This window comes from Rhodanobacter caeni, from assembly GCF_039523575.1.
GTDB classification, from domain to species: domain Bacteria; phylum Pseudomonadota; class Gammaproteobacteria; order Xanthomonadales; family Rhodanobacteraceae; genus Rhodanobacter; species Rhodanobacter caeni.
Window position 1 is genome coordinate 611,925 of record NZ_BAAAFO010000002.1, and the last position, 20,185, is coordinate 632,109.

Sequence of the window (20,185 nt, forward strand, 5' to 3'; positions counted from 1 at the left end):
GGCGCTGCACGCCATCCGTCCGTGGAGGAACACATGCATTCGATGATCGGCAAGCCGCGCCTGCTCGGCGCGGTGGTGATGGGGTTGCTGTCCGGGGGTGCCGTCGCGCAAGGGCGCACGCTGAGCGCCAGCGACTACGCGCAGGCCGAGCGGTTCATGAGCTACAACACCGTGCCGCTGGTCGATCACGCGATCGGCACGATCAACTGGCTGGACGACGACCATTTCTGGTACGTGGACCACGACGCCAACGGCGATCATTTCGTGCGGATGGATGCCGCCAGCGGCAAGACCACGCCCCTGTTCGACCAGGCGAAACTCGCCGCGGCGCTGTCCGAGGCCGGCGACAAACCGGTGGATGCGAAGAAACTACCCGTCACCGGTTATGAAACGAGGCCGGATGGCCGCATCGACATCGCGGTGCGCAGCAAGCATTACGTGTGCGACATGGTGGCCGCCAATTGCGTCGATCGCGCCGCCCTGGTGAAGACTGGCGACGAGCCCGGCGCGCTGTCGCCGGACAAGAAGAGCGAGGCCTTCATCCGCGACTGGAACCTGTGGCTGCGCGACGTCGCCAGCGGCAAGGAGACCCAGCTCACCACCGACGGCGTGGAGAACTTCGGCTACGCCACCGACAACGCCGGCTGGAAGCACACCGACAAGGCCATCGTGGAGTGGTCGCCCGATTCCAAGCAGATCGCCACCTTCCAGCAAGACCAGCGCAAGACGGGCGAGATGTACCTGGTCAAGACCAAGGTCGGCCACCCCGAACTGCAGCAATGGAAGTATTCGCTGGTCGGCGACAAGGACGTGACGATGATCGAGCGCGTCATCATCGACGTGCCCACGAAGAAGGTCGTGCGCCTGCAGATGCCGCCGGACCAACACCGCTCCACCCTCTGCGACGACGTCAGCTGCGGCCCCGACGGCGGCTGGGACGACGTGAAGTGGGCGCCGGACGGCAAGACCCTGGCCTTCGTCTCCACCTCGCGCGACCACAAGCACGAATGGTTCCGCATCGCCGATGCGCGCACCGGCAAGGTGCGCACCGTGTTCGAGGAACAGGTGCCGACGTATTACGAAAGCGGCAACGGCGCGGTCAACTGGCGCTACCTGCCCCAGACCCACGAGGCGATCTGGTTCAGCGAGCGCAACGACTGGGGCAACCTGTATCTCTACGACCTCACCAGCGGCAAGCTCAAGCACGCGATCACGACGGGCGAGGGCAACGTCACCGAAGTGCTCAAGGTCGATCCGAAGACGCGCACTGTGTGGTTCCGCGGCGTCGGCCGTACCGCGGGGGTGAACCCGTATTACCAGCAGTTCTTCAAGGTCAGCCTGGATGGCGGCCAGCCGGTGTTGCTGACCCCGGAAGCGGCCGACCACACAGTGACGCTGTCGCCGGATGGACGTCTATTCGTCGACACGTATTCCACGCCCACCGTGCCCCCGGTGACCGTGCTGCGCAGCACCGCCGACGGCCGCATCGTGGCGCCCGTCGCCACCGCCGACATCTCGCGCCTGAAGGCGGCCGGCTGGGTGCCGCCGATCCCGTTCACGGTGAAGGCGCGCGACGGCAAGACCGACCTCTACGGCATGATGTTCAAGCCCACCCACTTCGATGCGTCGAAGAAATACCCGATCATCGACTACATCTACCCCGGCCCGCAGACCGGCTCGGTGCGCGGCCGCAGCTTCTCCGCCGCGCGCGGCGACCATCAGGCGATGGCCGAGCTGGGCTTCATCGTGGTGGCGATCGACGGCATGGGTACGCCCTGGCGCTCCAAGGCATTCCACGACGCCTACTTCGAGCACATCGAGGACAACACGCTGCCCGACCAGGTCACCGGCCTGAAGCAACTGGGTGAGCGGTATCCGTGGATCGACCTCGATCGCGTAGGCGTGTGGGGCCACTCCGGCGGCGGCAACGCCACCGCCGGCGCGATGTTCCATTACCCCGACTTCTTCAAGGTCGGCTGGGCCGAAAGCGGCAACCACGACAACCGCAACTACGAGGACGACTGGGCCGAGAAATGGCAGGGCCTGCTGCAGACCGACAAGGACGGCAAGACCAACTACGACGCCCAGGCCAACCAGAGTTTCGCGAAAAACCTCAAGGGCCGCCTGATGCTGGTGCACGGCACCCTGGACGACAACGTACCCCCGTCCAACACGCTGCTGGTGGTCGACGCGCTGATCAAGGCCAACAAGGATTTCGACCTCCTGATGATCCCCAACGCCCGCCACGCCTACGCCGACGCCACCCCATACGCCACGCGCCGGCGCTGGGATTATTTCGTGCAGTACCTGGCCGGCAATACGCCGCCGAAGGAGTACGAGTTGAAGGCGTGGCCGTGGCGGTGAGCGCCCAGGACTGACCGACGCACAAAGGCCAGGGCGACTGCTCTGGCCTCTGGGCGATTCCGGAGCCCGCATCCCGGCGCTAGAACGCCATATCGAACGCCACCTCGCCCTGCACGCCGACTTGGTACGCCGACACGCGGCGTTCGAAGAAATTGGCCAGCTCCTGCACGTCCTGCAAGTCCATGAAGTCGAACGGGTTCTTCGCGCCGTACTTCCTCGGCATGTCGAGCTGGGCGAAGCGCTGGTCGGCGCAGTATTCGAGGTACTGGCGCATGTGCTGCACGGACATGCCGGCCACGCCGCCGGACAGCACGTCCTCGGCGAACTGGGTTTCGCAGGCGATCGCTTCCTCCATCATCTGTTCGACCTGGGCGCGCATGTCGGCGTCGAACAGGTCCGGCTCCTGTTCGCGCACGGTGCGTACCACGTCGAAGGCGAACGCCATGTGGCAGCTCTCGTCGCGGAACACCCAGTTGGTGCCGGCGGCCAGGCCGTGCAGCAGGCCGCGCGAGCGCAGGTAGTACACGTAGGCGAAGGCGGCGTAGAAGAACAGCCCCTCGATGCAGGCGGCGAAGCAGATCAGGTTGAGCAGGAACTGGCGCCGGTGCGCGCGCGTTTCCAGCCGTCGCAGGCCCTGGATCGAGTCGATCCACTTGAAGCAGAACGCGCCCTTCTGCCGGATCGACGGGATCGTTTCGATCGCGGCGAAGGCGGCGTTGCGCTCGGCCGGGTCGGGGATGTAGGTGTCCAGCAGGGTGAGGTAGAACTGCACGTGCAGCGCTTCCTCGTACAGCTGGCGCGACAAATACATGCGCGCTTCCGGCGCGTTGATGTGCTGGTACAGGTTGAGCACCAGGTTGTTCGAGACGATGGTGTCGCCGGTGGCGAAGAACGCCACCAGGCGCTGGATCAGATGGCGGTCGGCCGATGACATCTTCGTGTCGAGGTCGCGCGTGTCCATCGAGAAATCCACCTCCTCAACGGTCCAGGTGTTCCTGATCGCGTTGCGATACATCTCGTAGAAGCCGGGGTAGCGCATCGGGCGCAGGGTGAGTTCGAAACCGGGGTCGAGGATGTGGGCGTTGCGGGTGGGTTGGGCGGGCATGGTGTTTTCCTTGAGTGATTCGCGGCCGATACGGCGCGGATGGTTTTTGCTTCGTCATCCCAGCGAAAGCTGGGATCCAGCGACTTTTGCCTACGCGTTGTCACGGTGGAAACCGAAGGCGCTGGATTCCAGCTTCCGCTGGAATGATGGGATTGAAGGGTTGCGGAGAAGATGGCGATGAGGGAGCGCCGACCGTGTGTCTACCTGCCTGCCAGCCGGCGCAACGGCACGTTGTACGCTGGCGTAACCTCCAATCTTCCAGCACGCATCTGGCAGCATCGATACAACGTGGTCGAGGGGTTTACCAGGCAACATCACGTGCACGACCTTGTGTGGTTCGAGTTGCACGAAACGATGAAATCCGCGATCACGCGCGAGAAGGCGATCAAGGCGTGGAAGCGAGCCTGGAAGATCGAGCTCATCGAGAAATCCAATCCTTACTGGCGTGACCTGTACAAGGAGATATGCGACTGACCCTCCGCCGTCATCCCAGCGAACGCTGGGATCCAGCGCCTCTGCGTCGTACCGGAAGACGCTGGATTCCAGCTTTCGCTGGAATGACGGTGGGCGTTACAGCTTGCGCGCATAGTCGTCATGCACGAAGCGGCTGACATAGCTGGCGAGGCCGCGGCCGGCATGCGCGAGCTTCTGCATGTTCGCAACGTGTTCTGCGCCGGTGACCTCGTCGGTGTACTCGTAGGTGTCGCCGTTGACGAAGCGGATGCGGATGGAGCCGTCACCGCTTTCGTAGGCGGTGACGCCTGAGTTGCCATCGAGGTTCCGGTAGCGTTTCATCGCGACACCTCTCGCGCTATTGGCAGGCCTCGCAATACTCGGGGTTCTCCAGTGAACAAAACACCGCGGCGGTGGCTTGCGCCTGGTCGGGCACGGCCGACACGGTGGTCTTGGCGATCTTCGTGGCCGGTCGCGAGCGCAGGTAGTACGTGGTCTTGATGCCGGCCTTCCACGCGTACATGTACATCGAGCTGAGTTGGCCGATGTTCGGGTTCTCCATGAACAGGTTCAACGACTGGCTCTGGTCGATGTAGGCACCGCGCGCCGCGGCCAGTTCGATCAGCGCCTTCTGCGGCAGTTCCCACACCGTGCGGTAGATCGCGCGCAGGCGCTCGGGGATGGCGGCGATGCCCTGGATCGAGCCTTCCGCCAGCTTGATCGCGTCGCGGATTTCGGATGTCCAGAGGCCCAGCGCCTTCAGTTCGTCGGCCAGGTAGCGGTTCACCTGCAGGAAATCGCCGGACAGCGTCTCGCGCTTGAACAGGTTGCTGACCTGCGGTTCGATGCATTCGTAGCAGCCGGCGATCGACGCAATCGTGGCGGTGGGCGCGATGGCGATCAGCAGCGAGTTGCGCAGGCCGTGCTGTTTGATCCTTTCGCGCAGGGCATCCCAGCGTGCGCCGTCGTGCGGTGTGGCGTTGGGCCAATGGTCGAATTGCAGTTCGCCGGCGGCGGCGCGGCTTTCGGCGAAGCCTGGATGTGCGCCTTCGGTTTCGGCCAGTTCGCACGATTGCGACAGCGCATGGAAATAGATTTCCTCGGCGATGCGGGTGGACAGCGCCAGCGCCTCGGCCGAATCGAACGGCAACCGCAGCTTGAAGAACACGTCCTGCAGGCCCATCACGCCCAGGCCCACCGGACGCCACTTCATGTTGGCGTTGCGCGCGGTGGCGATCGGGTAGTAGTTGAGGTCGATCACCCGGTTGAGCTGGCGCACGGCGGTGCGCACCGTGGTGGCGAGCTGCTCGAAGTCGAACGCGCCTTCCGTGACATGCCGCGCCAGGTTCACCGAGCCCAGGTTGCACACGGCCGTCTCGTCCGCCGAGCTGACTTCGAGAATCTCGGTGCACAGGTTGGACAGGTGGATCACGTTCCAGGGTTTGGCCGTCTGATTGGAGGTCGCGTTGCAGCGGTCCTTGAACGTCATCCAGCCGTTGCCGGTCTGCGCCAGCGTGCGCATCATGCGGGCGTACAGCTCGCGCGCCTTGACCGTCTTCACGGCGAGGCCATCGGCCTCGGCCTGGCGGTAGGCGGCGTCGAACGCTTCGCCCCAGCGGTCGACGAAGTGCGGCACCAGCTTCGGATCGAACAACGACCAGTCGCCGTCGCTCTCGACCCGGCGCATGAATTCGTCCGGCACCCAGTTGGCGATGTTGAGGTTGTGCGCGCGACGGGCGTCGTCGCCGGTGTTGTCGCGCAGTTCGAGGAAGTCCTCGATGTCGGCGTGCCACGATTCCAGGTACACGCAGGCCGCGCCCTTGCGCTTGCCGCCCTGGTTCACCGCGGCGACCGAGGCGTCCAGCGTCTTCAGCCACGGCAGCAGGCCGTTGGAATGGCCGTTGGTGCCGCGGATCAGCGAGCCGCGCGAGCGCACCCGCGAATAGGCCAGGCCGATGCCGCCGGCGAATTTCGACAGCTTGGCCACGTCGGCGTACTTGTCGTAGATCGATTCCAGCGAATCGACCGGCGAGTCGAGCAGGTAGCACGAGCTGAGCTGCTCGTGCGCGGTGCCGGCGTTGAACAGGGTGGGCGAGCTGGCGATGTACTCCAGCGACGACAGCAGCCGGTACAGCTCCAGCGTCTCGCCGATCTCGCCGCCGCCCAGCGCGCAGGCGATGCGCATGAAGAAGTACTGCGGCGTCTCGATCACCAGCCGCCGCTGCGGATGACGCAGCAGGTAGCGGTCGTACACCGTGCGCAAACCGAAGTACTCGAAGCGGTGGGTGGCCAGCACGTCGATCGCGTCGTTGAACTTGCGCGCGTTGGCGGCCACGAAGTCGCGCAGGCGGTCGTTGAGGATGCCCAGTTCCGCGCCGCGCGCGATCGACTGCGAGAAGCTCTGGATTTCCTGGCCGCTGACTTCCTTGTCGATGTAGGCGCCCAGCAGCCGCGCGGCCAGCTGTCCGTATTCGGGCTCCTCGGCGGTCAGCGCGGCGGCGGTGCGAATCGAAAGCTGATCGAGCTCCTGCGTGGTGGCGCCGTCGTACAGGCCGCCGATGGTCTTCAGCGCCACGCGCAGCGGGTCGACCGCATGCAGGCCTTCGGCGCTGCGCGTCACGGCGCGCACGATCTTGTTGACGTCGACGGCTTCCTGGCCGCCGTTGCGCTTGGTCACGTGCATGGATGCCGCGCTGTGCGGCGGGGTGAGGGTGAACGGGGTTTCGGCCGCGACTTCGGGAAGGGCGATCGGAGATTCGGCGGGCGCAAAAACACGCTCGCGTACGGCGATATCGGGGGCTTGCATGGCAGGACGCTCCGGCATGGAATCAAACGCCTGCTCCCGCGCGCAGGGCCTGAAGCGATGGATTCCGGAGGCGCCGGCAACGCGGTGCCGACAAGGCCCGCGCCACGACGTGCTTCCCCGCGGAAACCGTCACTACGCACCGGGACACGTTCGTCCCGATGTGCCGGCAGGTCTTCGGACTTGCGGACGAGGATCTTGCGATCCGCCTATTTGCCCCCGCTTCCCAGCCGCCGAGGGCCAGTGCATGTGGGTGCTTTCGTTTCCGCTTTACCGCTGCGGGGCAGTTCCGGAGTTACACCGGATTCCCTTTTAACCCGACCGACGAACATGCCGACCGGGACCGACGGCCACAACATATCGGGTGATGGATGGTTGGTCAACCCAACAACTTGTGTGCCGGGCATGGGGCGGTGTGCCTGTAGTGTGGCTGGCAACGTCTACAGCGCGTCGTGATCCATCTCGCCGGTGCGGATGCGGGTGACCTGGTCCAGCGGGCTGACGAAGATCTTGCCGTCGCCGATCTTGCCGGTGCGGGCGGCCTGCTGGATGGCTTCCAGCACGCGATCGAGCTGGTCGTCGGTTACCGCCACCTCCAGCTTGATCTTGGGCAGGAAATCGACCACGTACTCGGCGCCGCGGTACAGCTCGGTATGGCCCTTCTGGCGTCCGAAGCCCTTTACCTCGGTGACGGTGACGCCTTGCACGCCCACTTCCGCCAGCGCCTCGCGCACGTCGTCCAGCTTGAACGGCTTGATGATGGCCACGACCAGCTTCATGGAATTTCCTTGGGGTATGGGGCACGCGCGGTGCATGGCGTCCATTCTGCCTTCGCGCGCGGGCGCTGTCGCCTCGTGGGCGTCGTGTAGGACAATCCCTACACATTCCGACGGAGCATGCCGATGGCGCCCCCGATTTCCGTTCACCTAGTATTTACCCCGACGAGTGCGAGGCGCTGTCCATGATGGATAGGCAGGATATCGACCAGATTGCCCTGCGGCTTGTGTCGTTGGTACCGCCAGGATTGGCAGAGGCGCATCAGGATTTGCGAGCCAACTTCCAGGATGTTCTGGCGCAGGGATTGCGCCGCCTCGACCTGGTCACCCGCGAGGAGTTCGACGTCCAGACCCAGGTGCTGGCGCGCACACGCGCGAAGATCGACCAACTCGAGCAACGCGTGGCCGAACTGGAGGCTGCCGTCGCCCATCGCGGGACGCCGTAACACCAGCTCCCGGGAGCCGCCCCCGATCCGTCACCTCACCCCGAGAACGATCGGGGGCGGTTGTTTATCAACGGATGGAGTCGCCCGGTGCCCGTGCCTGTCAGCGCTTGCGAAGAAAACCGCCTCCGGTGGCTTTCTTCTGTCGCGCGCCCGATGCGTGCCCGGACGTATTCCTGTCCGGCCGTCCGCGGCCGGGCCGGTAGCCTGCAGGAATCGCAGGTTGCCACCGATCGCTCCACGCGCCGACGCCTGCCCGCATGAGCCTCGCCGTTACCCTCAGCCGCGCCCAGGAAGGCATCGCCGCGCCGCAGGTGATGGTGGAGGTGCATCTCTCCGGCGGCTTGCCCAGTACCAACATCGTGGGCCTGCCCGAGGCGGCGGTGCGTGAAGCGCGCGACCGCGTGCGCGTGGCGATCCAGAACACCGCCTTCGAGTACCCCGGCCGCCGCGTCACGGTGAACCTGGCACCGGCCGAACTGCCCAAGGATGGCGGCCGTTTCGACCTGGCGATCGCGCTGGGCATCTTGGCGGCCAGCGGGCAGGTGCCGCGCGAGAAGCTCGACGACTGCGAATTCCTGGGCGAGCTGGCCCTGACCGGTGCGCTGCGCGGCGTCTCGGGCGTGCTGCCGGCCCTCTTGCGCGCGCGTGCGCGCGGGCGGCGGGTGCTGGTGCCCTGGCAGAATTCCGCCGAGGCTGCGCTGGTGCCGGATGTGGACGTGCGGGTGGCGCGCACGCTGGCCGACGTGTGTGCCTGGCTGCGCGGGGCGGAGGAGCTGTCCGCGCCGATCGCCACGCCCACCACCGGCGGGGCCGACGACGGCCCCGACCTCGGTGACGTGCGCGGCCAGTTGCAGGCGCGCAGGGCGCTGGAAATTACCGCCGTGGGCGGTCATCACCTGTTGCTGATGGGGCCGCCCGGCACCGGCAAGACGATGCTGGCCGAACGCCTGCCCGGCATCATGCCGCCGCTGTCCGAATCCGAGGCGCTGGAAACCTGCGCGGTGGCGTCGGTGTCGGGCCAGGTGATCGACCTGACGCGCTGGCGCCGGCGGCCGTTCCGCGCGCCGCACCACACCGCCTCGGCGGTGGCGCTGGTGGGCGGCGGGTCGTATCCGCGCCCGGGCGAGATCTCGCTGGCGCACAATGGCGTGCTGTTTCTGGATGAGCTGCCCGAGTTCAGCCGTCAGGTGCTCGAGGTGTTGCGCGAACCGATGGAGTCGGGCCAGATCCTGATCTCGCGCGCGGCGCGCCAGACGGTGTTTCCCGCCCAGTTCCAGCTGGTAGGCGCGATGAATCCGTGCCCCTGCGGTTACGCCGGCGATCCGGGCCAGCGCTGCCGCTGCACGCCCGACCAGATCCAGCGCTATCGCTCGCGCATCTCCGGGCCGCTGCTCGACCGCATCGACTTGTGCGTCGAAGTGCCGCAGGTGCCGCTGGCCGACCTGGGTGCGCCGCGCTCGGGCGCCGACGAGGATTCGGCCACGGTACGCGCGCGGGTGCTGGCCGCACGGCGGCAATCGCTGATGCGGGCCGGCCGGCCCAACGCGGAAATCAGCGTGCGCGAACTGGAGCGCGATTGCGCGCTGGGCCCGCCTGAACGGCGCTGGTTCGAGGCCGCGCTGGAGCGGCTGGGGCTGTCCGCCCGCGCCTATCACCGCGTGCTGCGGGTGGCGCGCACGATCGCCGATCTCGATGGCGGCGCCGCCTTGCTGGAGCGCGAGCACCTGGCCGAGGCGCTGCAGTATCGGAGCCGTTAGAGCGAGGAGTGAGTGGAGAGGAGTGAGAAGTGAGAGAAAAGCTGGGGCATGCCGTGATGCCGCCTTCTCTCTCTTCTCACTCCTCTCCACTCTCTCCTCGCTATGGACGTGCCGGCCGTCGCGTGGTTCGATGGCGCCCCGATATTCCCAAGGAATGCGATGACTATCGAGCTCGGCCTGATGCTCGCCGGCATGCTGATGATCGGCTTCCTGGCGCAATGGCTGGCCTGGCGGGTGCGGCTGCCGGCGATCCTGTTCCTGCTGCTGGCGGGCATCATCCTGGGGCCGGCCACCGGCGTGCTGAACCCCGACAAGCTGCTGGGCGATCTGCTGTTTCCGATCGTGTCGCTGGCGGTGGCGCTGATCCTGTTCGAAGGCAGCCTCACCCTGCGCTTCAACGAATTGCGCGGCATCGGCAACGCGGTACGTGGGCTGGTCAGCTATGGCGCCATCGCGGCGCTGCTGTTGCTGGCGTTGGTCGCCCATGTGGTCGCCGGACTGAGCTGGCCGATCGCGCTGCTGTTCGGCGCGCTGGCCTGCGTCACCGGCCCCACCGTGATCGCGCCGATGCTGCGCACGCTGCGGCCGAACGCGCGCATCGCCAACACGCTGCGTTGGGAAGGCATCGTGATCGATCCGCTGGGCGCCTTGTTCGCGGTGCTGATCTACGAAGCCATCGTGTCTCAGCGTGAGGGCCATACGCTGGGCATTTTCGTGGCCACGATCCTCTGCGGCGCGGTGATCGGCGGGCTGGCCGCCATGGCGATCGGCTTCCTGCTGCGGCGGCAGATGATTCCCGAATACCTGCAGAACTACGCCGTGCTGGCGACGGTGCCGCTGGCTTTCAGCGTCTCCAATGCGCTGACCCACGAGTCCGGCCTGCTGGCCGTCACCATCATGGGCATCGCGCTGGGCAACATGCGCAACGTGCACATGGACGACATCCTCGACTTCAAGGAAAGCCTCACCACGGTGCTGGTGTCGCTGCTCTTCATCCTGCTGGCGGCGCGACTGCACTGGCCGCTGCCGGACGGCATGCTGGGCGCGGGCATCGCCGTCTTCGTCATTGCGCAATTGCTGGTGCGCCCCTTGACGGTGGCCTTGTCCAGCATGGGCAGCAGCCTGAACTGGCGCGAGCGGGCGCTGATCGGCTGGGTGGCGCCCCGCGGCATCGTGGCGGCGTCGGTATCGGCGCTGTTCGCGTTGCGCCTGGACGCCCTGGGTGTGGCGGGCGCCGACGCCCTGGTGCCATTGGTGTTCACCCTGATCATCGGCACCGTGGTGCTGCAGAGCGCCACCGCGCGGCCGCTGGCGTTGTGGTTGAAGGTGGCCGAACCCGAGCCGCGCGGCGTGCTGATCTTCGGCTCCGACTACGTGGCCCGCGCGATCGGCGCAGCGCTGAAGGATGCCGGCTTCCGCGTGGTGCTGGCCGACGATGACTGGGACGGCATCCGCCAGGCGCGCATGGACGGCCTCAGCACGTTCTTCGGCAATCCCGCCTCGCCGCACGCGGAGCGGCATCTCGATCTCGTCGGTGTCGGCCGGTTGCTGGCCATGTCCACCAACCGCGAGCGCAACTCGCTCGCCTGCGTGCATTACCGGCAGGAGTTCGGGCGCGACAAGGTCTATCGCCTGCGCAACCTGACACCGCAGGAAAGCACCGAGCGTGCAGCGTTCTCCGGTGGCCTGCTGTCACCGCCGCTGTTCGACGAGAACATGACCCACGGCCGCTTCGGCGAGATGCTGTCCAGCGGCTGGCGCGTGAAGTCGACCAGGCTCACGACCACCTTCGACTGGCCGCATTTCATCGAACAGTACGGCTCCGATACCGTGCTGATGTTCGGCGTCGAGGAAAAAGGCGTGCTGCGCGTGGCGTCGTCCAAGCGCGAGCTGGAACCGCGGCCGGGTTGGACCGTGATCGCGCTGGTGCCGCCGGCTGGGGTGTAGAAGAAGACACAGCAAGTGGCTTTCTTCGCAAGCTCCAGGCGTTGCGTTCGGCGGCTGGTCAGGACCGCACCGAAAAGCGGTATGCGCCGACATACTGCCGAGCAAGAACGCATTATAAAGAGCCGCAGTACGCCGCCGAGATGGATCCCTCATGCCGCCTATTGTTGTCGTCGACATCCGCTTCCAGTTGCACTACTGGATTGAACATGTATCCGGACAGGGAGCCGTGGTCACCGCGCCGGCGATTGCCGCGTACCAGTTCGTTCGGGGGGAAAAATGAAATGTCTTGTCGCCATGGCGTTCTTGCTCGGCGCGGCGTCGTGCGCCATGGTCGCCAGAGGAGCTCCCCCACAAAACCCTCTCAGTCTCGAACAACTGCACCGCCAGGCGGCGTTGATCGGGCACGAGGTTGATGTCGTCAGTTGTGCCGGCATACCAGTGAGCGATGCGCCCCACGAGCAAAATCTGATAATCCTCTATCCATGCGATACCGGCCCGTCGGAAGACGCAATCGATAAAATGGTGGCGGGGCGTCTTTCGGTGCGGACGATTCTGAAACCATCCAGTGAGTGGGCGGTCGGCGAATCGCCAGCGTTCAAAGGCAGGTTTCGGGGTATTTTGAAACGGGAAGCGATCGATCCCGACGACGAGGAGAAAGTGCTGGTTATCGAGCTGGATGAGGTGGAATTTCATTCGGCGGTCGATCTATGACTCCCGTGCATGGGCTCGCAGCGACACTGAGCGAAGCGGCACGCCGGATGAAAGGCGCCATGTCCAGCCGATCAAGGCTTTTCCACACGCTCGTGCCTGCCGTCGTCCTACTTTTGCTGACCGCAGGATGTTCCCCCGCCATGTCGACCCAGTCCAATGCCGGTAGCGCGCAAACGTCGGGCTCCTCCATGTTTCCGCTGCGCTTCGTAAAGCACGACTTCCAGGTGTTCTGCTACAACACCCTCCGCTGCCACGTGATCTACAACGACTTCAACTTCACGCCCTACAAAGCCGACGAACGACCCTCGCCGGCGCCGCCATCGGCGGATTACAGGGAGCATTGGCCGTTTGCGTCCTACCTGGGCATCCGCAATTTTCCTCCACCGGCACAGGTGGATTGGACGTCGCTGGACGGGGTGGCGCACACCGCCAAGGTGGACATCGGTGCCATCTTCAAGGACGAGCGCGTGCTGTACAACGTGCCCGACACCGAGATTCCCGACCGCTCGTGGGGAGGCGAGCCCGGCATCCTGCTCGAAGTGAACGACCGCACGATCAGCGTCTACATGAAGGCATTCATTGCTACCAGGACCGAGCAGATCCCGGGCAACAAATACAGCTATGGCCGGGACGACGTGATCCTGGCCTGGACACATACCTACTGAATAGGGCGCTGTCATGGAGCACGACCGGATGGACCCGGATGGCATCCTCGGTGATGGCGTACACACCGATCCTGCCGCGTCGCGATTGCCGATTTACACAGAGAGTCGGGTGCAACTGGCGTCTTTCGACGAGCCCGTACTGATCCATGCGGATCATCCGCATGAGCGTCTCTTCATTGCCGCGCTGGATGGCACCGGCAATGACGCCATCCACGATCCCGAGCATGCGACCAACGTCGCGCTTATCGCTCGACAGGTGGAACAAGCCGGCAATGCGAGGATTGGTTTCGGTTATGTTCCCGGGCCGGGCACCCAGCAACATGGGCTGTTCTCACCTGTGTTTGACAACATGCGCGGCAACACCGTTGATGAGCGGGCCGAGGAGATGTACAGGAAGTTCATCAACCAGGCCTGGAAATGGAAGCAGGAAGATCCGGACGCGGAGATTCGTGTCGCCAGCGTCAGCTTCAGCCGCGGCAGTGAAGAGGCAGCCCTTTTTGCACGGCTGGTTGAGGAGCGTGGCATTCAGGATCCCTCCGGTGCCCGTTACACCTACGATTCCCATCATCAGATCAAGCACGTCGAATACACCAGGCCGCCGCTGGTGCCGCCGCATCAGGTGGCACAGGCGGTGGTCATGTTCGATCCGGTGGGTACCGGCAGTGCGATGAACATGGATCGTCGGCTGCCGCCGTCGGTGATCTCCGGCATCCAGTTCATCGCAATGGATGAGCACCGCGGCCTGTTCAAGTCCGATCGGATCATTGATCCCGGCATCACGCCCGACGGGCGCTTTGCCGGCGTTTACGTGCCCGGCGCGCATTCGGACGTGGGCGGCAGTTACCACCGCAACGGCTTGTCGGTCCGTACCGGCAACGCCGCCATCGATTACATCAACGGGTTGAGCGATACGCCGTTCCTGGCCAAGAGTCCGGAACCCGACGACCCACGTCTGAACGTGATCCACCGTTCGCAGGAAGGCATGTGGCTGTATCGCTTGTGGCCCAAGATCGACCGGCTCCAGCCGGGCGGCTACAACGAGCGGGAGGTGTCCCGGCACGTCATGGGACAAGTGCCCGATGCCTACAACGCCGAACCGCGCAATGAAACGCTCAACCGGCAGTTTGACCGCCAGCCCATGCCCAACGGCCCGGTGCCGGACGCGATCGACCTGCCACGCGGAGCGCCCCGGAGCGAGCTCGACCAGTGGATCGACCGCATGTACCTGGCGTCGCAGAACCCTGACAACGGTGCCTGGGACAGGGTGCAGCATGAGGCAGCGCAATCCTATCTGGGCACGCCCGATGGCCAGCAGTTCCAGCAGCAGGCCGACAGCCTGAACGCGACGTGGGATCGGCAACTGCTCGCTCGGCAACAGGCGCACCAGGCCACACCGGCTGCGATGGGATTGAGCCAGTAACACTCTCCTGGATCGACAAGGACGTGACCATGGACAGCACCCGCACCGAGGATGTAGAGACGGCTCGACAGGCCTTGATCCGGTTGATGGCGATCGCCGACCGCCTTGAATCGCGCAACGCGCAGGTCGCGCAACGCATCGACGCGGCAACCGTTGCCCTGGATCAGGGCGTGAGTCGCCTGGACGCTGGCGGCGGGCGGTTCGCCCAGGACGCCCTGCAGGTGCTCGGCAGCAGCGTGCGGCAGGTGATGGCCCAAAGTGCCGCACAAGCCGTGGACGGGCTTCACCAGCGGCTGCAACAAGGGGCTGACAGCGTGCGCGCGGCGGCACAAGCGATGGATGCGCAACGCAAGGGGCTGGCAGCCGCGCGGCATACCCTGGTGTGGAACGGCCTGATCGCCCTGCTGCTCGGTTCACTGTTGGCGGCTGGCGCCGCTGCATGGGTGGTTCATCGCAGCCTGCAGGATCTGGCTCAGGTGCATTTCGGGCAGGACCTGTTGCGTGCCACGCAGCGCGGCGCGATCACCCGCTGCGGCGATTCGCTGTGCGTCAAGGTCAGCAGGAAGCCGCGCCACTTCGGCAAGGACGGCCAATACGTGTTGCTGGAGGAATAGTCGCGCCGGTGGGCGGGGGGAGCCTCTGGCTCCGGCGCCGATTCGCCGCAAGGCTTACGCCGGCGATACAGCCCGCCTCACTCCGTATTGCGATGCTTGCCCCGGTACGGCCTGAACAGCGCGCGGATCGCGGGCATGTCCGCGTCCACGTCGCCGCTGGCGTGCACCAGCGGACCCAGGGTGAAGGTTTTCGTGGGGTAGTCGAGGAACAGGGTCTGGATCGGCACGTTGGCGCCATGGGCGATGCGCAGGAAGCCCTGCTTCCAGCGCCGCACCGGCTTGCGCGTGCCCTCGGGCGTGATGCCCAGCCACATGCGTTCACGCTCGGCAAAACGCTGCACCATCTGCGCGGGCACGTTGGTGGCGGCGCGGCGGTCGATGCCGATCATGCCCAGCGGGCGCAGGATGATGCCGAACGGTCCGTTGAGCACTTCGCGCTTGATCATGATGCTGATGTCCACGCCCAGCGCGACCTTCATCACCAGGCCCCACACGCCGTCCCAGTACGACGAGTGCGGCGCGCCGATGATGACCAGCTTCGGCACGTTGGGCAGTTCGCCCAGCAGGCGCCAGCCGCTGAGGCGCAGGATGCGGCGCGCCAGCCAGGGCCAGAACCGGCTGTTGAGGCGCGGTGCCAGCGGCGGGGTGGGGGGCAGCATTGGTGCGTTCATTCGGGGTTCCATGCGCGCGAACGCGTCTGCTTGATCTTGCCGCGTTGCTGTTTGCCGGCCAGGCGGCGCTCCTTCGATGCGCGTGTGGGGCGCGTGGCCACGCGCTTCTTGGGCGGGCGCAACACGCTGCGGATCAATTCGGCCAGCCGCTCGCGCACGTCGTCGCGGTTGCGGCCCTGGTCGCGGAAGCGCCGTCCCTGAATCACCAGCACGCCTTCGGCGGTGAGCCGACGATCGCGTCGGGCCAGCAACCGTACGCGCACCTCGTCAGGCAGCGAGGGTGAATTGACGACGTCGAATCGAAGCTCCACCGCGCTCTCGGTGCGATTCACATGCTGCCCGCCGGGACCATCGGCACGCAGGAAACGTTCGACGAGTTCGGATTCGGGCAGCGCGAGGGTGGGGCTGATGGTCAGCATGCGACAAGTGTAGAGCGAGGAGCGAGTGCGGAGGAGTGAGGAGTGAGAGAAAGCGGGGCACCGACGCCTTTGCTCTCTCACTCCTCACTCCTCTGCACTCGCTCCTGCTCCCGGATTCCAGCCGAAGCGGCCAAGCAGATCGCCGAACGCCTCGTCCAACGGAGCCTGCAACGTCATCGCCTTGCCGCTCAGCGGATGGCAAAACGCCAGCCGCCACGCATGCAACAGCATGCGGTGACAGCCGAAATGCTGCTTGTAAAGCCGGTTGTGGTCGCTGCGGCCATGCTGGCAGTCGCCGATCACCGGGTGATGGATGTGCGCAAGGTGCTTGCGGATCTGGCGGAAGCGACCGCTTTCCGGCTCGGCCAGCAACAACGCGTAGCGTTGCTGCTGATAGCGGCCAAGGGCAATCGGCACCTCGATCGTGGCCAATCGCCGGTAGCGCGTGCGCGCCTCGCGGCGCGGGCCGGTTTCGCGCGAGCCGGGCAGCGCGTAGTCGATCACGCCCTCGGCCGGTTCCGGCCAGCCACGCACCACCACCAGATACTGCTTGCGCACCGTGCGCGCCATGAACTGCTCGCCCAGGGCGGCGGCGACGTCCTTGTTGCGCGCCACCAGCAGCACGCCACTGGTGGCGCGGTCGAGGCGGTGCGCCAGGTACACGCTGTCGCCGACCTGTTCACGCAGCTCGTCGATCAGGAAGCTGTCGGCGGGGCCGACAAACTTCGAGCGATGCACCGCCAGGTTCGCGGGTTTGTTCACCGCGATCAGCGCGTCGTCCTGGTAGAGAATTTCAAGCATGCGGATCCGCCAGAAAAGTCGGAAGCCCCTGTAGGAGCGACTTCAGTCGCGACGCTTTTTGCTCGTTTGGCAGGAAAAGCGGTCGCGACTGAAGTCGCTCCTACAGGGGCGTGGAGTGCTTAGCGGGAGCGGGGCCAGCCGATGGCGAAGGCCAGCAAGCCGGCCACGCCGGTGCCCAGTGGCGGCCAGGGCCCGTGCTGCGGGGCCAGGGTCCACAGCAGCGCCGAGCCGATCAGCAAGGCGCTACCCAGCAACCCACACGCCAGCAGCTTGTGCTGACGCCGGGCGTTGTCGCGCAGCACGGCGAGGGCCAGCGGATCGCTCACCACGCGCTGCTCGCCGCGGCCGGACTGACGCAGGGCCTCGCGCACCAGGTCGGGAAGCTCCGGCGCGTGGTGCAGCCATTCGGGCAGGCGCTTGCGCACGTCGCGCAGCGTGCGCAACGGGCTGTAGCGTTCGCGCAGGATGCGTTTGAGGACCGGATGCGCCACCGCCCAGATGTCGATCTCCGGATCGAGCATGCGGCCCACGCCCTCGATGTTGAGCAGGGTTTTCTGCAGCAGGATCAGCTGCGGCTGCAGGGTCAGCTCGAAACGACGCGCGGTCTGGAACAGCTTGACCACCAGTTCGGCCAGCGAGATCTGCGACAGCGGGCGGGTGAAGTACGGTTCGCACACGGTGCGCACGGCCGCTTCCAGTTCATCCAGCCGCACGCTGGCGGGCATCCAGCCGGCGGCCACGTGCAGCTGCGCGATGCGGGCGTAGTCGCGCTCGAACAGGGCGATGAAATTCTGCGCCAGCCAATACTGGTCGGCCTCCGGCAGCGAGCCCATGATGCCGAAATCCAGCGCGATGAAGCGCGGCTCGCCGGTGCGCGCGGTGTCCACCCAGATGTTGCCCGGGTGCGCGTCGGCGTGGAAAAAGTTGTCGCGGAACACCTGCTCGTAGAACACTCGCACGCCCTTGGCGGCGAGCGCCTTGCGGTCGATGCCGGCCGCGTCGATGGCGGCGATGTCGTCGCTGCTGACGCCGTGCACACGCTCCAGCGTCAGCACGCGGGCGGCGGTGAAATCCCAGTGCACGGCGGGCACGTACAGGTCCGCGCCGCTGGCGAAGTTGCGCTTCAGCAGGCTGGCGCTGGCGCCTTCGCGCTGCAGGTCCAGCTCGTTTTCCAGCATCTTCTCGACTTCGGCCACCACGTCCAGCGGCCGGATCTTGTCCGCGTTGGGGTGCCAGCGCTGGGCCAGCTCGCCCAGCGAGCGCAGCAGTTTCACGTCGCGGGCGATCTGCGCGTCGATGCCGGGGCGCAGTACCTTCACCACCACGGCGCGGCCATCGGTCAGTTCGGCGGCGTGCACCTGGGCGATGGAGGCGGAGGCCAGCGGCGTTTCGTCGAAATGGGCGTATAGACGGCCAATCGGTGCCTTCAGCTGGCGCTCCACGATGGCGCGCGCCTCGGCGCCGGGAAACGGCGCCACGCTGTCCTGCAGCAGCGACAGTTCGTCGGCGATGTCCTCGGGCACCAGGTCGCGGCGCGTGGACAGCACCTGGCCAGCCTTCACGAAGATCGGGCCCAGCTCGGTCAGCGCCAGCCGCAGCCGTTCGCCGCGCGACAGCTCGGCCACGTTGGCGCGCGGCCGGGCCAGCAGCGGACGCAGCAATTTCAGCGGCCGGTAGAGATGGGTGGCGTCGACCAGATCGTCGAGCCGCCAGGCCAGCAGCACGGACGCCACGCGCAGCAGCCGCGGCACCACCTTCAGCGGCGTCATGCGGCGTTGCCCTGCAGCCGCGCGATGAGCCGCTGCACGCGCGACTCCATCCGTTCGCTGCGCTCGCGCAGGTGGTCGACGCCGTCGAGGAACTCTTCCACCTCGCCCGGCGCCAGCGCCACGCGCGCTTCCTCGCGCAGCCAGTCGGCGCCGTCCTCGGTGAAGTGCGCGGCACTTTCGCGGGCGTGGCTCAGGCCGCGGCGCACGGCCCTGGCCAACGGCACGCCGAGCACATCGCCGAAGCTGCGCGCAAACGCCTCCTCGAAATCGGGCGCGAACGTGCTGGCCAGTTTTTCCAGCCGGCGCGCCAGGTCGGCGTCACCGGCGATCTCCACCTTGCCCGGCGCGATGCCGTCGTCGTCGCGGCGAAACAGCATCGCCAGCAGGCTGCCCGGCGTGGCGGCCACGCGCAGCTGGCTGTCGTCCTGCGGCGGGCCCACCACAAGCCGGCCATCGTCGACGGTGATCGCCAGCGCCAGCTCCGGCCCGCGCAGATGCAGTTGCACGCGGCGTCCGTCCAGCGCGGCCAGCTTCTGCTGCGTGTCCGGGTCCAGCGACAGCGTGTGGTTCAGCGCGGTTTGCAGCGCGCGACCAGCCAGCTTGCGCAGCGGCTGTGGCATCCAGGTGTTGGGCGGGGTGTTCATCCGGCTGATTGTAGCTGTGCACCGCCCGGGATTCGGGATTGGGGATTCGGGATTGGCAAAAGCTGGGCGCGCGGCTATGAGGTTGCGCCGGGAAAGCCCAGCTGCCGCCAGGCCTCATACACGGCCACGGCCACCGAGTTCGACAGGTTGAGGCTGCGGCTGTTCGGGCACATCGGCAGGCGCAGGCGTTGCGGGGCGGGTATCGTCTCGAACACGTCGGCGGGCAGGCCGGCGGTTTCGCAGCCGAACAGCAGGGCGTCGCCGTCGGCAAAACCCGCGTCGACGTGGGCGACCGAGCCGCGGGTGGAAAATGCGAACACGCGCGGCGTGCCGATGGCATCGAGGCAGCTGTCCAGATCGTCGTGCACGGTTACGCGGGCGTACTCGTGGTAGTCCAGCCCGGCGCGGCGCAAACGTGCGTCGTCCAAGGTGAAGCCCAGCGGGCGGATCAGATGCAGCGCCGCACCGGTATTCGCGCACAGGCGAATCACGTTGCCGGTGTTCGGCGGGATCTCGGGACGGAACAGGATGACGTGGAGCATCGGGCCATTATCGGCCTTCGCCGCGGCGGCGTCTCGGCTCGCGCCGGCGGCGGCGCTCGTTACAGCACCTGCATCGATTGCGGGCAGAGCACGCCGTCGTGCGGCAGCACGCAGCTGTCCGGTGCATCCAGCAGCATCGCCGCCATGCTGGCGCCTGCCGAAGGATGCGCCGCCGGCTGCGCGCGCAGCATGGCACCCATCACCAGCATGCACAGTGCGAAACAGGCCACGAACAGGCTGTGCAACATCAGCGTTTCGAATTTCATGATCGCGCTTCC

General features: G+C 66.2%; 21 protein-coding genes and 1 riboswitch. Of the genes, 10 read left to right on the forward strand and 11 right to left on the reverse strand.

The genetic code is table 11. From position 1 onward, the window contains the following. The first annotated feature begins 33 nt into the window (after positions 1-33). Positions 34-2,364 (forward strand): S9 family peptidase, encoded by a 2,331-nt coding sequence (locus tag ABD017_RS07170; protein ID WP_343881604.1) that lies wholly within the window; start codon positions 34-36, stop codon positions 2,362-2,364. A 79-nt stretch (positions 2,365-2,443) separates the two neighbouring features. On the opposite strand, the gene ABD017_RS07175 is transcribed toward ABD017_RS07170, so the two are convergent. After that, entirely contained in the window at positions 2,444-3,469 is a 1,026-nt protein-coding gene (locus ABD017_RS07175; RefSeq protein WP_343881606.1) for a ribonucleotide-diphosphate reductase subunit beta, read from the reverse strand. A 177-nt stretch (positions 3,470-3,646) separates the two neighbouring features. Between ABD017_RS07175 and ABD017_RS07180 the strand changes: the two genes are divergently transcribed. Further along, positions 3,647-3,943: a GIY-YIG nuclease family protein gene (locus tag ABD017_RS07180; RefSeq protein ID WP_343881608.1), complete on the forward strand. Its 297-nt coding sequence runs from the start codon at positions 3,647-3,649 to the stop codon at positions 3,941-3,943. Between the two features lie 96 nt (positions 3,944-4,039). Here the strand turns inward: ABD017_RS07180 and ABD017_RS07185 are convergent, their stop codons facing one another. From ABD017_RS07185 to glnK, 3 genes are all read right to left on the reverse strand, one after another. After that, positions 4,040-4,264, reverse strand: coding sequence for a hypothetical protein (locus ABD017_RS07185; RefSeq protein WP_343881610.1), 225 nt, complete (start codon positions 4,262-4,264; stop codon positions 4,040-4,042). A 16-nt stretch (positions 4,265-4,280) separates the two neighbouring features. Continuing rightward, on the reverse strand, positions 4,281-6,728 hold the full coding sequence (locus tag ABD017_RS07190) for a ribonucleoside-diphosphate reductase subunit alpha (protein WP_425543679.1): 2,448 nt from the start codon (positions 6,726-6,728) through the stop codon (positions 4,281-4,283). Positions 6,729-6,876: 148 nt separating this feature from the next. After that, a riboswitch (cobalamin riboswitch) is annotated at positions 6,877-7,088 on the reverse strand. Between the two features lie 77 nt (positions 7,089-7,165). Then, a complete protein-coding gene (glnK, locus tag ABD017_RS07195; protein WP_343881612.1) occupies positions 7,166-7,504 on the reverse strand; it encodes a P-II family nitrogen regulator in 339 nt (112 codons plus the stop codon). A 182-nt stretch (positions 7,505-7,686) separates the two neighbouring features. On the opposite strand from glnK, the gene ubiK reads away from it, so the two are divergent. The 8 genes from ubiK (at position 7,687) to ABD017_RS07235 (ending at position 15,061) form a co-directional block, all read left to right on the forward strand. Continuing rightward, positions 7,687-7,947, forward strand: a complete 261-nt coding sequence (gene ubiK / locus ABD017_RS07200) for a ubiquinone biosynthesis accessory factor UbiK (RefSeq protein ID WP_343881614.1) — start codon at positions 7,687-7,689, stop codon at positions 7,945-7,947. A 257-nt stretch (positions 7,948-8,204) separates the two neighbouring features. Continuing rightward, positions 8,205-9,704: a YifB family Mg chelatase-like AAA ATPase gene (locus tag ABD017_RS07205; protein WP_343881616.1), complete on the forward strand. Its 1,500-nt coding sequence runs from the start codon at positions 8,205-8,207 to the stop codon at positions 9,702-9,704. A 159-nt stretch (positions 9,705-9,863) separates the two neighbouring features. Continuing rightward, the gene (locus ABD017_RS07210) at positions 9,864-11,651 is read left to right on the forward strand and encodes a cation:proton antiporter (RefSeq protein WP_343881618.1); all 1,788 of its coding nucleotides are present in this window, start codon (positions 9,864-9,866) and stop codon (positions 11,649-11,651) included. Positions 11,652-11,802: 151 nt separating this feature from the next. After that, a complete protein-coding gene (locus ABD017_RS07215; protein WP_343881620.1) occupies positions 11,803-11,931 on the forward strand; it encodes a hypothetical protein in 129 nt (42 codons plus the stop codon). Beyond that, complete coding sequence (locus tag ABD017_RS07220) at positions 11,928-12,362, forward strand: hypothetical protein (protein WP_343881622.1); 435 nt, start codon at positions 11,928-11,930, stop codon at positions 12,360-12,362. Before ABD017_RS07215 ends, ABD017_RS07220 begins: the two co-directional genes overlap by 4 nt. Before the next feature lie 140 nt (positions 12,363-12,502). After that, a complete protein-coding gene (locus ABD017_RS07225) occupies positions 12,503-13,027 on the forward strand; it encodes a hypothetical protein (protein WP_343881624.1) in 525 nt (174 codons plus the stop codon). A 13-nt stretch (positions 13,028-13,040) separates the two neighbouring features. Continuing rightward, positions 13,041-14,447 (forward strand): phospholipase effector Tle1 domain-containing protein, encoded by a 1,407-nt coding sequence (locus ABD017_RS07230; RefSeq protein ID WP_343881626.1) that lies wholly within the window; start codon positions 13,041-13,043, stop codon positions 14,445-14,447. Between the two features lie 29 nt (positions 14,448-14,476). Further along, positions 14,477-15,061 (forward strand): SGNH/GDSL hydrolase family protein, encoded by a 585-nt coding sequence (locus ABD017_RS07235; protein WP_343881628.1) that lies wholly within the window; start codon positions 14,477-14,479, stop codon positions 15,059-15,061. Positions 15,062-15,138: 77 nt separating this feature from the next. On the opposite strand, the gene ABD017_RS07240 is transcribed toward ABD017_RS07235, so the two are convergent. The 7 genes from ABD017_RS07240 to ABD017_RS07270 all read right to left on the reverse strand — a co-directional run bounded on the left by ABD017_RS07240 (position 15,139) and on the right by ABD017_RS07270 (position 20,173). After that, entirely contained in the window at positions 15,139-15,732 is a 594-nt protein-coding gene (locus ABD017_RS07240) for a 1-acyl-sn-glycerol-3-phosphate acyltransferase (RefSeq protein WP_343881630.1), read from the reverse strand. Continuing rightward, a complete protein-coding gene (gene arfB, locus ABD017_RS07245; protein ID WP_343881632.1) occupies positions 15,729-16,151 on the reverse strand; it encodes an alternative ribosome rescue aminoacyl-tRNA hydrolase ArfB in 423 nt (140 codons plus the stop codon). Before arfB ends, ABD017_RS07240 begins: the two co-directional genes overlap by 4 nt. Before the next feature lie 84 nt (positions 16,152-16,235). After that, positions 16,236-16,952 (reverse strand): pseudouridine synthase, encoded by a 717-nt coding sequence (locus tag ABD017_RS07250; protein ID WP_343881634.1) that lies wholly within the window; start codon positions 16,950-16,952, stop codon positions 16,236-16,238. A gap of 119 nt (positions 16,953-17,071) precedes the next feature. Further along, positions 17,072-18,721 (reverse strand): ubiquinone biosynthesis regulatory protein kinase UbiB, encoded by a 1,650-nt coding sequence (ubiB, locus tag ABD017_RS07255; RefSeq protein ID WP_343881636.1) that lies wholly within the window; start codon positions 18,719-18,721, stop codon positions 17,072-17,074. Beyond that, entirely contained in the window at positions 18,718-19,365 is a 648-nt protein-coding gene (locus ABD017_RS07260) for a ubiquinone biosynthesis accessory factor UbiJ (protein WP_343881638.1), read from the reverse strand. The genes ubiB and ABD017_RS07260 overlap by 4 nt, the downstream gene beginning before the upstream one ends. Positions 19,366-19,439: 74 nt before the next feature. After that, positions 19,440-19,907, reverse strand: a complete 468-nt coding sequence (gene trmL, locus ABD017_RS07265; protein WP_343881640.1) for a tRNA (uridine(34)/cytosine(34)/5-carboxymethylaminomethyluridine(34)-2'-O)-methyltransferase TrmL — start codon at positions 19,905-19,907, stop codon at positions 19,440-19,442. A gap of 59 nt (positions 19,908-19,966) precedes the next feature. After that, positions 19,967-20,173: a hypothetical protein gene (locus ABD017_RS07270; RefSeq protein ID WP_343881642.1), complete on the reverse strand. Its 207-nt coding sequence runs from the start codon at positions 20,171-20,173 to the stop codon at positions 19,967-19,969. Between the last annotated feature and the right edge of the window lie 12 nt (positions 20,174-20,185).